This window comes from Brucella tritici, assembly GCF_902825325.1.
GTDB lineage: Bacteria > Pseudomonadota > Alphaproteobacteria > Rhizobiales > Rhizobiaceae > Brucella.
In genome coordinates, this window is sequence record NZ_CADEAR010000010.1 from 41,638 (window position 1) to 53,477 (window position 11,840).

An 11,840-nucleotide genomic window follows, 5' to 3' on the forward strand; every position below is an offset into this window, starting at 1 on the left:
CGGTGTGTTGTTCAGTATCGACTTTTCGAGATGATTCTAAACAGCGGTGCAATTTTATATGAGCGCGCAAAGGCTCGCGAAGCAAGCTCAAAAGGTTCGGGCGGCATGCCTGGAAAGGGATTAACCGGCGCTGCCGGTCCCGGGAATTTCAGGGATCATCTGGCGCAGCAGGTTTCGCAAGATCGAACGCACGGCGACCGTGGCCGCAGATTGTTCACGGTCGCGGGGCGTGATGAGGCGAACCTCACGCACGATGGCCGGGTCTGTCAGGGGGCGGGCCACGATGCCACGACCGCGCAATGCGGTGAAAGCATAGGCGGGCAGGACAGCGATACCTGCGTCGGCTTCAATCAACGATAGCACCGTATGGACTTGATTGACCTCCATATGAGGGCGAAGCGACAATTTCGCCTGTTCGAAGCCAATTTCGGTCAAAAGCCGGATGTTGCTTTTCTGTGTGAGCGTGATGATGGGCTGATTATCGAGTTCGGACCAGGCGACCTGTTTATATCCCGCAAAATCGTGATGGGGTGATACGAAAATCATCAACTGATCGCGCAGTGCCGTCTGGCTTTCGACGTCCGAATCTTCCCCGGAAAAAGTGCCGACACCGAGGTCGCAACGCCCGTTGCGAACCTGTTCGATGACGACTTCAGGCCCGACATCCTCGATCTTGATGACAAGGTTGGGATGCTCGTCCGCTACGCGGCGAACCAGATGTGGAAGCACTGTCGTGCACAGCAATGGCGGGGCGGCGATACTGACTTGGCCGCGCCGCAACTTCCCCAGATCGCGCACAACTTCGGCGGCACGATCAATCTCTGCAAGACCGGCAAGCGCACCCTCGGCAAAGGCGCGTCCTGCATCGGTCAGGCTGACGCGTCGTGTCGTCCGGTCGAAAAGCCGTGCATCCAGCACCGTCTCCAGGTCGCGGATCGTATGGGAAAGATTGGCCTGGGTTGTCCTGACACGTTCGGCGGCGCGGGAAAAATTTCCCAGTTCGACCACGGCCTGAAAGCATTCGATCTGGCGGAGGGTGGGGCGCATCGGATCACTTATGAGTTTTTGTTTATGAATATATTCTACTTACAAGACTTCTCGAATGAAAGAAAGTCAGGCTCGATCAGGAAGACGCGGGTTTGGAGTGACCCGCCCCCGAAGCGAGGATTCCGATGAAGTATGACCGCCAGAACGCCAAGGCCCACTCACGCGCTACAATGCGCGGTATCTGGGCCGCGGCAAACACACCTTTCAACGAGGACGGATCGATCGATGAAGGCGGCTTTCGCAAGAATGTCGACCACTGGATCAACGACCTGGGCATTGACGGACTTTTCGTCGCGGGAAAGCAGGGCGAATTCTTCTCCATGTCGGTTGACGAGCGCAAGCGCATGTTCGATCTGGCTGTCTCGGCAGTAGGTGACAAGGCGCAGACGATCATGTCCTGCTCGGACCAGAACATGGATGTGGTTATCGATCTGGCCAAGCACGCGCAGGCCAGTGGTGCTGACTATATCGTCGTCCATGCGCCTGTTCTGCATTTCCTGCGTGCACAGGACGAAACGCTGCTGCGCTACTATGAAACGATTGCCTCGAAAGTGGATATCGGCCTTGCGCTGTGGTCCCATCCCGATAGCGGCTATCTGATGAGCCCGGAGCTCTGCAATCGTCTGGCCGATATCGAAACGGTCGTCGCGATCAAGTATTCGGTCCCGCGCGACATGTATCGCAAGCTCACCGAACTGGCGGGCGACCGCATTCTGGTCTCGACCGCATCGGAAGACGAGTGGCTGGACAATATTCTCGAGCTCGGCTGGCAGCTTTATCTCTGCTCTTCGCCGCCCTACACATTGCAGACCAAGGTTGATCGCCGCATGCGCGATTATACCGATCTGGCCTTTGCGGGCAAAGAAGCTGAAGCACGCGCCGTCTGGCAAAGCCTCGAGCCTGTCCGCCATGCCTTCAAGTCGACGCGACCGGCTGAAAAACCCACTTCGCATCAAAAATACTGGCAGGAGCTGCTCGGTCAGGTTGGTGGACCTGTTCGTGCGCCGATGCTTGAACTGACCGATGCCGAAAAACGGGCAATCCGCGAGGCCTTTGATAGCTGCGGCCTCAAACTATCCTGATCGAACCGAAAAGGGGAACAAGAATGACAAAACTAAGCGCTTTCAATTTTCAAAAATGGATCGATGAACACAAGCACCTGCTGAAGCCGCCTGTCGGCAATCAGCTCGTGTTCAAGGATGCCAACCTGATGGTTACGGTCGTCGGTGGTCCGAACAAGCGCACCGATTATCACGACGATCCGGTGGAGGAGTTCTTCTACCAGCTCAAGGGCGACATGCTGCTGAAGCTGCATGATACGTCGACGGGCGAGTTTTACGATGTGCCGATCCGCGAAGGCGATATCTTCCTTCTGCCGGCGCATATCCGTCATTCACCGCAGCGCCCGCAGGAAGGCTCCATCGGGCTGGTGATCGAACCGGCGCGGCCCGAAGGTTTGCTCGACGCCGTCGAATGGTACTGCTTCGAATGCAGCAGCCTCGTTCATCGCGCCGAAGTAGATCTGGAGTCCATCGTCGAGGATCTGCCGCCGCTTTACGCCGCTTTCTACAACGACGAGAAGCTGCGGACCTGCCCGCATTGCAAGACTATTCATCCCGGCAAGAACCCGCCTGAGGGCTGGGTTGCGCTCTGATGAGGCACGCCCGGCGTAACTGCCGGGCGTCCACGCATGAAAAGACAAGGGGAAATGAAATGAGAACGAAACTCCTAATGATCGGCCTGTTGGCGGGGTTGACGACAGGTGCTGCTGCCGAACCGGTCAAGATCGGTGTGATAACGACCTTGTCGGGCCCGGGAGGCTATCTAGGCCAGGACGTGCGCGATGGCATGAAGCTTGCCATTGATGCAGAAGGCGGCAAACTCGGTGGTGTGCCGGTCGAACTGAAGGTCGAGGATGATGCGGCCAAGCCCGGAAACGGACGACAGATCGCCGAGCGGTTCATGTCGGAAGACGGCGTCAAGCTGTTTACCGGCATCATCTTCTCGAATGTCGCCGGTGCAGCAGTGCCGGATATCATCGACAATGACAGCCTCTATATCAGCGCCAATGCAGGACCGTCGAACATGGCGGGCAAAGGCTGCGATGCCAATTATTTCGTGGTTTCCTGGCAAAATGACTCGCTCCATGAGGCATCGGGCATTGCTGCGGAACAGGAAGGCTACAAGCGTGCTTTCATTCTTGCGCCGAACTATCAGGCGGGCAAGGATGCGCTGGCTGGCTTCAAACGCCGATTCAAGGGCGAAATTGTCGGCGAAATCTACACGCAGCTCGATCAGACCGACTACTCCGCAGAGATGGCGCAGATACGCGCTGCCAATCCCGATGTAGTTTTCCAGTCGCATCCCGGCGGCATGGGCATTGCGTTCCTGCGCCAGTATCAGCAGGCTGGTCTTCTCGGCAAGATTCCGATGGTTCTTTCCGAACCCTCCAGCGATGCAGTGATCCTGAAATCGCTGGGTGACGCTTCGGTCGGGCTTATGGCCACCAGCCACTGGAGCCCGGATATGGACAATGCCGCAAGCAAGGAACTCGTGGCAAAGTGGAAAGCCGCCTATCCTGACCGCCCTCTGACCTATTACGGTACGCAGGGCTACGATGTGGCCCGCCTGATTGCTTCTGCCTTGAAGCAGACCGGTGGCGTCGATGATATAGATGCGGTGCGCGAAGCGCTGCGGAAAGCTGATTTCCAGTCGGTACGCGGTAATTTTGCCTTCGGGCCGAACCAGCATCCGTTGCAGGACTGGTATCTCCTCGACATCGTCAAGGGCGAGGATGGCAATCCGACCACCAAGATCAAGAAGAAGCTGATCGAGAATTACGGTGATTCCTACGCTGCAGAGTGCAAGCTCTGACAGCAAAACCGTCCGGCGCGCGCGAAAGTGCGCGCCACGCTTCTTTTCATTTCTTATGAAGGTCGTTTCCTCCAATGACACTCATCTTCGAGCAACTTTTGAATGGCCTTCTCTACGGCGTCATGTTGTTCCTTCTGGCAGCAGGGCTGACGCTGATCTTCGGGATCATGGGCGTCATCAACCTCGCTCACGGCTCGCTCTACATGATAGGCGCTTTCATCGGCACATGGGTGGCCGTGCAGACGGGAAATTTCTGGCTCGGTCTGCCCGCAGCAATTCTGGCCGCGACGATTGCCGGTATCGTGATCGAGCTTGGCATCATGCGAAAGCTCTATCAGCGGGATCATCTGGATCAGGTGCTTGCGACTTTCTCGCTCATTCTGATTTTCAACGAACTGACCGTGCTGATCTTTGGCCGCCAGCCGATTTTCACGCAGTTGCCCGCATCGCTCGCGCAGCCGATCGAGCTGTTTTCAGGCCTGAGCTATCCGCCGTTCCGGCTGCTCATCATTGTGGCCGGTCTGCTGGTTGCCGGTGGTCTCTATCTGCTCATCAACCGCACCCGTATCGGCATGCTGGTCCGGGCCGGGTCGACCAATCGCGATATGGTGCGCGCACTCGGTATCGATATCCGTTTGCTTTATACGCTGGTGTTTGCACTTGGTGCAGCCTTTGCGGGTCTTGCGGGTTTCATGACCGGGCCGATCCTTGCCGTGCAGGTCGGAATGGGCGAGCAGATTTTGCTTGCCACCTTCGTGGTCGTGGTTATCGGCGGCGTCGGTTCGATCAAGGGGGCCTTCATCGCTGGAATTTCACTTGGCATCATCGATACCTGCTTGCGTGCCTTTCTGCCTACCATACTGCGCCATTTCATGGCGGGAGCCGAGGCTGACGCACTAGGCGTGGGTATCGCCTCCATGGGTATCTATCTGCTGATGGCTATCGTTCTTCTGTTCCGCCCGAGAGGCCTCTTTCCGGTAGGAGCCTGATTCATGTCATATCGCTTTTTGTTCGTTCTTCTTGGTTGTGTTGTGCTCGCACTTTTCCCCTTTGGTGCCGAAGCGCTGGGGCAAACGGCTGCGTCGAGCCTTGTCGCCCGGATCATGATCTATGCTATCGCCGCGGCCAGCCTCAATCTGATCCTCGGCTATGGCGGGATGGTTTCCTTCGGTCATGCTGCCTTCTTCGGCATCGGCTCCTATGTCGTGGGCATCCTTTATTTTCACCATGCCGAAGAGACTATGCTTTTCGGCTTCATTCCGGGTTCTGACCAGTTTCTGATCACCGTTCCGGCGGCAATGCTGGTGGCAGGTCTTGCCGCTTTGGTGATCGGAGCATTGGCATTGCGCACTTCCGGTGTGCAGTTCATCATGATTACGCTCGCCTTCGCGCAGATGCTCTTCTTCCTCTTCGTTTCGCTCAAAACTTATGGTGGCGAAGACGGTATCATCGTGCGTCGAGCCAATGATCTTTTCGGCCTCAGCCTGCGTGACAAGACGACGATGTATTATGTCATTCTCGTCTCGATGATCCTGTATTTCGCTTTCCTCTGGCGGGTCGTGCATTCGTCCTATGGCGCGGTGCTTTCCGGCATTCGCCAGAGCGAGCGGCGCATGACGGCCATGGGAATCGAAACCTATCGCTACAAGCTCTATGGCTTCGTCCTCGCCGGAATGGGCGCTGGTCTGGCGGGCGCGCTTCTCACTATTTTCATGCGGTTTGCGAGCCCGGATACGCTGCACTGGACCAAGTCGGGAGAGTTGATGGTGATGGTCATTCTGGGTGGTGTCGGCACTTTCTTTGGGCCTATCTGGGGCGCGGCTGCATTCCTGATCCTCCAGACCTATCTCGCCTCCTGGACCGAGCATTGGCAGCTCGCCATGGGCATCATTCTGCTCGTCGTGGTTTTGGGAACCAAGGGCGGCATTGTCGGCGGCTGGCGTGCGCTTTGCCGTCCGTTTCGCAAAGACCGCAAGGTGGAGGTGCCCGCATGACTGCGATATTGCAGGTCCGCGATCTGGTGAAGCGCTTTGCCGGTCTGGTCGCGACGGATCATGTGACACTCGACGTCACGGAAGGGCATATCCATGCCCTGATCGGACCGAACGGAGCGGGCAAGTCCACACTCATCAACCAGCTTTGCGGTGAATTGACGCCCACATCGGGAACGATCAGCCTGATGGGCGAAGATATCACCAAACTGCCAGCGGCCACGCGTGTCGGGCGTGGATTGGGACGCACATTCCAGATATCGACGCTCCTGAACGATATGAGTGTACGCCAGAATATCGCCATGGCGGTGCAGGCGCGCGAGGGGCACAATTTCCGGATTCTCGACAGCCTGAAAGGCCGCAGCGCCATCTGGCATGAGGTTGATGCAATCCTTGCCGGGAGCCGTCTGGCCAATCACCCGGAGAAGCTTGCAGGCGATCTGTCGAGCGGTGGGCGCAAGCAGCTGGAACTGCTGATGGCGCTGGCCGGAAAGCCGAAGCTTCTGCTCCTCGATGAGCCGATGGCTGGTCTCGGCCATGTCGAAAGCCAGGAAATGATCGAGCTTTTGCAGGGGCTGCGCGGCAAGGTTTCAATGCTGCTTGTCGAGCACGACATGGAGGCGGTGTTTGCGCTCGCTGACCGCATATCGGTGCTGGTCTATGGCCGTGTCATTCTGACGGGTACGGTGGAAGACATACGGGCGAGCGAAGCTGTGCGGGAAGCCTATCTCGGCGGGGAGGAGGAACTGTGCTGAAAATCGACGGACTTCAGGCTGCTTATGGCCATTCACAGGTATTGTTCGACGTCTCGCTGGAAGTGAATGAGGGGGAACTGGTCACGCTCATGGGCCGCAACGGCATGGGCAAGACCACGACCATACGCACATTGATGGGTCTCCTCGCTCCCAAAGGGGGGCAGGTCCAGATCGCAGGTCGCGACACGACCAGCTACAGCCCGGAAAAAGTCGCGCGTCTGGGTGTCGGCCTCGTGCCGGAAGGACGGCAGATTTTCCCGACATTGACCGTGCGGGAAAATCTGGTCGCAACCGCGTCGAACCGCTGCAAGCGGCAGTCGCCGTGGGATCTCGGCAAGATATATGCGCTTTTCCCGCGTATGCAGGAGCGTGCGGATCAGACGGCGGGCACGCTTTCAGGCGGCGAACAACAGATGCTGGCCATCGGGCGTGCATTGATGACGAACCCGCATCTTCTGATCCTCGATGAAGCGACGGAAGGTCTTGCACCTGTCATCCGCACGGAAATCTGGCATTGCATCATGCAATTGCGTGAAATGGGCCAGTCGATCCTCCTGATCGACAAGAATATTGCGGTTTTGAAGAAGTTGGCGGATCGTCATTATATTGTCGAGAAAGGCCGAACGGTCTGGCGCGGGACGAGTGCTGATCTGGAACGTGACCGTGACCAGGTGCATGCCTATGTCGGCATCTGAGACAATCATCCTCGTTGGATGGGGTGCTATCGGCAAGCGGGTCGCAGAACTTCTTGCTGAGCGAAAAAGTGCCGTAAGGATCGGCGCTGTGGCGGTACGCGACAGGTCGGCATCCCGTGACGGACTGCCTGCTGGTGCTATGCTCATCGAAGATCCTGCCGAGCTTGCAGCCACCGGCGCGAGCCTTGTGGTGGAGGCGGCAGGTCGTCCCAGCGTCTTGCCTTGGGGCGAGGCGGCGCTTTCCGCCGGAATGGATTTCGCGGTTTCATCGACATCGGCTTTCGTAGAAGACGCGATCTTTCAAAGGCTGAAGGATGCTGCTGCGGCCAGCGGTGCGAGACTGATTATTCCACCCGGCGCGCTGGGTGGCATCGACGCGCTGTCGGCTGCAAGCCGGCTTTCGATTGCAAGCGTCGAGCATCGTATCATCAAGCCTGCAAAAGCATGGGCGGGCACGCGGGCCGCCCAAATGGTGCCGCTTGACGAAATCAGCGAGGCCACGGTCTTCTTTACGGATACGGCCCGCAAGGCAGCGGATGCCTTTCCGCAAAATGCCAATGTCGCGGTCATTACTTCGCTCGCAGGAATTGGTCTCGATCGCACGCGTGTTACACTGGTTGCAGATCCGGCGGCGCGCCTCAACATGCATGAGATCATCGCTGAAGGCGATTTCGGCAGGATGCACCTGCGTTTTGAGAATGGGCCGCTGGCGACTAACCCGAAATCGTCCGAAATGACCGCGCTCAACCTCGTGCGCGCGATCGAGAACCGTGTCGCCACAACGATTATCTGATACGTAAAAACAAAAAATAGAGCATTTCCAATGGTTCATGAAAAACCGGAAATGCTCCAGGTTTTAACAAGAAAAGCCCGCCATCTGGCGGGCTTTTCTATTATGCGGACATCCTATTCCGCATCCATCTTGCATTGTGCGGCATAGATATCGCTATGCGCGGTCAGGACTTTCTTCTCCGTCTTCAGGTAGGGCTTGCCGTTGGAATCTTCAGCCACGCCGAGCGCATACCAATCCTGGACGGGATGCTGGTTCGTTCCGAGTTTGAATTCCCCGCGCACGGAAGGAATTTGCGCGGAAAGCAATGCCTTGCGGAAAGCCTTGGTATCGATGTCGTCACCCGAGACGCCAGCAAGACCTGCACCCATCATCAGTGCGGCATCATAGCCTTGTGCGGCATAATAGGTGATCGGGCGATCCCCGAATTTCGCTTTCCAGGCGGCAACGAATTTCTTGTTTTCCGGATTGTCGAAATCGTCGTTCCAGTGACTGGTTACCCGTACGCCGTCGGCTGCCTTTCCGACCACATTGACGATGACCTGATCGAGCGATGCCGGATGAACGACCATCGGGATTTCTTTCAGCAGGCCTGACTGCTGATATTGCTGCAGAAACGCAATGCCCATGCCGCCGGGCTCAAATTCATACACCATGGAAGGCTTCGCAGCGCGGATCTGCGCGATTTCCGCAGCAAAATCGGTCTGATCCATCTGGGTATAAACTTCGCCGACGATCTTGCCCTTGTAGAAGCGCTTGAACGCATCCATCGTCTCGCGCCCGGCCTGATAATTCGGTGCGATCAGGAAGGCCGAGTTATAATTCATCGACTGTGCCAGTGCGCCAGCACTTTCACCCTGGCCGTCATCCTGCCAGGAGCTGACGAAATAGTTCGGATGGCATTCCTTGCCTGCAAATTCGGCAGAGGCGGTGTTGGGGCTGATATAGATGCCGCCTTCATCGAGAATATCAGGCAGAGCCGCACCGGCGACATTGGCGAAGACCATGCCGGTAAAGAGCTTTACGCCCTGTTCGGATAGCATGCCTTCGGCAATCTGCTTGGCATTGCCCGGCTTGAGACCGTCATCCTCGACCTTGAGCGCTACCGGTTTTCCTCCCAGTTCGCCGCCGTTCTGATCGATTGCGAGCTGGAATCCGTCACGAATATCCTGCCCGAGATAGCCGGCCGGGCCCGAAAGGGTCGTGATCATGCCGATGGTGACGGGTTCCTTGGCAAAGGCCGAGATTGTTCCGGCCAAGGATAGACAAAGTGCCGAAGCACCAAGCAGTGAAAGCTTGAGCATGAAAGTTCCTCTCTTGATTGCCCTTCACGACCTTTTCTCTGCCCCGCACTTGAACGCGCAGTTTCTGACAGGAGGTCTTGACGGTCATTTCATGCTGAAACTTGAAGCCCGTAAACTGAACACTCTTCGCACTGCTATGAGGCTTAGGAATATCAGAACGGTGTGTTGAGGGGGAGAGGGAGTCTGCTTTCAGTTCTCCCGGGCAATTTCCCGAAGCACTTGAATGAAGAGGTCTGCCGTGGCCGAACGGTTGCTTTCGGGAAGCGTGGTGATCCCCAGAAAGCCCGACGTCGCGCCGAGCTGCACAGGCAGAATGGCAAGCTGGCCGGAGGCTTCTTCAATCCGGGCCACTTGCGCGGGCATGACGCAGATATAGTCTGCCTGCAAAAGCAGTCCCTTGTTGATGAGCGGCGAGACGGATTCAACGGATTGCGCAGGTGGTGGAACGCCCTCTTCGCGAAAGGCGCGGTCGATCTGAAGGCGGAGATTGGTTTCCTTTGGCGGCAAAATCCAGTCCCATTCGATTAGATCATGGAGACAAAGCGCGGGGCGCAGCGTCAATGGATGGTCGCGGCGCACCACGACAACGGCGTTATCCGGAATCAGGACTTCCTGCACGAGATTGACCGGCTCGTGCCGCTCGGAAAGACGGCCTATCACCATGTCGAGCTCCCCCGCCCGCAATGCTGGCATCAGGACGTCATCCGTTCCCGTTACGACCTTGACTACGATGCGGCGATTGTCGCGCCGGACTTTGGCAATGGCTCTTGGAAGCAGATCGGCTGATGCAGAAAGCAAGGTTCCGATGGCCAGTCGCCCGCCAGTGCCATCGCGCAGATCGGCAAGATTTTGTTCTGCCACCAAAAGATGGGCAAGGAGACGCCTGGCGTCAGTGGTCAGTTGCATGCCCGCGTGGGTCGGGACGACTCCCCTGTTGGTGCGTGTGAAAAGCCGCAATCCGGTCAGGGCTTCGATTTCCTGCAACGCCTTGGTGACTGCGGATTGGGTAACGTTCAACCGGTCGGCAGCGCGCGCGATGCTGCGCTCCTCCTCGATCGCATCGATGATGCGGATATACCGGATCGTCAGATGATTGGTGAGCAATGCCATATCGCCTCCTCACGGATATGCCAGCCCACAGATATTCTATTTCCTCATATCTGTCGCGGTCAGAATTCACTTTCCTTTGTCGGCAGGACTTGGAAATCTCTCCTCGAAATGGGTTGAGGAGAATTGGAATGACGAAACGTCACGCGGAGATCGCTGGCGCGGGCATTGCGGGACTGGCTTCTGCTACAGCGCTCGCGCAGCGCGGGTGGAGTGTCAGGGTACATGAGCGCTCGCCCAATCTGCGCACTTTCGGCGCCGGGATTTATATCTGGAGCAATGGCCTGCATGTACTCAAGGCCTTGGGCGCCTATGACGAGGCCGTGATCGGCGCTCATGAGGGACCGGAATTCCATACGCGCGATCACCGCAATGAAACGATGGAAGAGATTCCAATCAATGGCAACGGACCAGCGCGCCTTATCACGATCCTGCGCGAGACATTGCTGACGGCATTGCTCAATGCTGCGCGTCGTGCCGGAGTTGAAGTCGTCACTGGTGCGGAAGCTGTCGGTGCAACGCCCGAAGGCGAATTGCTGCTGGCCGATGGTAAACGACTTGCCGCCGATCTGGTCATCGGGGCGGATGGCATCAATTCGAAGGTCAGGGATTCGCTTGATCTCATGTTGTACCGCAAGCCGCTCGGCTACGGCGCGGTGCGCATGATGATAAAGCGTGAGAGCGCAGACGCTCCCGTTGAAGATTTGCCGCGCTATATCGAGCATTTCTCAGGCTCGCGCCGCATCCTTTATACGCCGGCCAGCGAGACCGATCTCTATATTGCGCTCTGCGCAGCGGTCGAAGACGAGATGGCTTATCGCATACCGGTCGATACCGCGCTCTGGACCGAAAGTTTCCCGCATCTTGCATCTTTGATCGCTCGTTTCGGCGATGCCGGGCGGTGGGATGCATTCGAAGTCCTGAAGCTGAAATCATGGAGCAAGGGCCGGGTGGCAATCCTCGGCGATGGTGCCCATGCGATGCCACCTTATCTCGGACAGGGTGGCGGTTGCGCCTTAATGAACGCGCTGGGGCTGGCTGTTGCGCTGGACGAACATACGGATGTGAGCAAAGCGCTGGCCGCTTGGGAAGCGCGTGAGCGTCCGATGACCGAACATACGCAGGACACTGCGGAGCGGCTTGGCGACATGAATTACTGGCCCGACGACGTGCGCTCGCAAGTGCTGAAAATTACCGGGAAATGCGCTCAGCTTGGTGCGGAACGCATGAAGACCGCTTTGCATATTCCAACAGGCGCAGCCTGAAACACCGGATGA

Annotated in this window: 12 protein-coding genes; 9 read left to right on the forward strand and 3 right to left on the reverse strand. The window is 57.4% G+C overall.

Features of this window, described 5'->3' with window-relative positions:
• Positions 1-120 precede the first annotated feature (120 nt).
• On the reverse strand, positions 121-1,047 hold the full coding sequence (locus HWX93_RS15330) for a LysR family transcriptional regulator (protein ID WP_176037853.1): 927 nt from the start codon (positions 1,045-1,047) through the stop codon (positions 121-123).
• Positions 1,048-1,172: 125 nt separating this feature from the next.
• On the opposite strand from HWX93_RS15330, the gene HWX93_RS15335 reads away from it, so the two are divergent.
• The 8 genes from HWX93_RS15335 (at position 1,173) to HWX93_RS15370 (ending at position 8,155) form a co-directional block, all read left to right on the forward strand.
• Complete coding sequence (locus HWX93_RS15335) at positions 1,173-2,129, forward strand: dihydrodipicolinate synthase family protein (RefSeq protein ID WP_176037854.1); 957 nt, start codon at positions 1,173-1,175, stop codon at positions 2,127-2,129.
• Between the two features lie 23 nt (positions 2,130-2,152).
• The gene (locus HWX93_RS15340) at positions 2,153-2,701 is read left to right on the forward strand and encodes a 3-hydroxyanthranilate 3,4-dioxygenase (protein WP_109988257.1); all 549 of its coding nucleotides are present in this window, start codon (positions 2,153-2,155) and stop codon (positions 2,699-2,701) included.
• Positions 2,702-2,760: 59 nt separating this feature from the next.
• The gene (locus HWX93_RS15345; RefSeq protein WP_176037855.1) at positions 2,761-3,921 is read left to right on the forward strand and encodes an ABC transporter substrate-binding protein; all 1,161 of its coding nucleotides are present in this window, start codon (positions 2,761-2,763) and stop codon (positions 3,919-3,921) included.
• A 74-nt stretch (positions 3,922-3,995) separates the two neighbouring features.
• Complete coding sequence (locus HWX93_RS15350) at positions 3,996-4,910, forward strand: branched-chain amino acid ABC transporter permease (RefSeq protein WP_109988259.1); 915 nt, start codon at positions 3,996-3,998, stop codon at positions 4,908-4,910.
• Between the two features lie 3 nt (positions 4,911-4,913).
• Entirely contained in the window at positions 4,914-5,915 is a 1,002-nt protein-coding gene (locus HWX93_RS15355) for a branched-chain amino acid ABC transporter permease (RefSeq protein ID WP_109988260.1), read from the forward strand.
• Complete coding sequence (locus tag HWX93_RS15360) at positions 5,912-6,667, forward strand: ABC transporter ATP-binding protein (protein WP_109988261.1); 756 nt, start codon at positions 5,912-5,914, stop codon at positions 6,665-6,667. The genes HWX93_RS15355 and HWX93_RS15360 overlap by 4 nt, the downstream gene beginning before the upstream one ends.
• Positions 6,661-7,362: an ABC transporter ATP-binding protein gene (locus HWX93_RS15365; protein WP_109988262.1), complete on the forward strand. Its 702-nt coding sequence runs from the start codon at positions 6,661-6,663 to the stop codon at positions 7,360-7,362. The genes HWX93_RS15360 and HWX93_RS15365 overlap by 7 nt, the downstream gene beginning before the upstream one ends.
• Entirely contained in the window at positions 7,349-8,155 is an 807-nt protein-coding gene (locus HWX93_RS15370; RefSeq protein ID WP_109988263.1) for an aspartate dehydrogenase, read from the forward strand. Before HWX93_RS15365 ends, HWX93_RS15370 begins: the two co-directional genes overlap by 14 nt.
• A 113-nt stretch (positions 8,156-8,268) precedes the next feature.
• Here the strand turns inward: HWX93_RS15370 and HWX93_RS15375 are convergent, their stop codons facing one another.
• Positions 8,269-9,456, reverse strand: coding sequence for an ABC transporter substrate-binding protein (locus tag HWX93_RS15375; RefSeq protein WP_176037856.1), 1,188 nt, complete (start codon positions 9,454-9,456; stop codon positions 8,269-8,271).
• Positions 9,457-9,645: 189 nt separating this feature from the next.
• The gene (locus HWX93_RS15380; RefSeq protein ID WP_176037857.1) at positions 9,646-10,566 is read right to left on the reverse strand and encodes a LysR substrate-binding domain-containing protein; all 921 of its coding nucleotides are present in this window, start codon (positions 10,564-10,566) and stop codon (positions 9,646-9,648) included.
• 128 nt (positions 10,567-10,694) lie between these two features.
• Between HWX93_RS15380 and HWX93_RS15385 the strand changes: the two genes are divergently transcribed.
• Positions 10,695-11,828: an FAD-dependent oxidoreductase gene (locus HWX93_RS15385; protein WP_109988265.1), complete on the forward strand. Its 1,134-nt coding sequence runs from the start codon at positions 10,695-10,697 to the stop codon at positions 11,826-11,828.
• Positions 11,829-11,840: the final 12 nt, after the last annotated feature.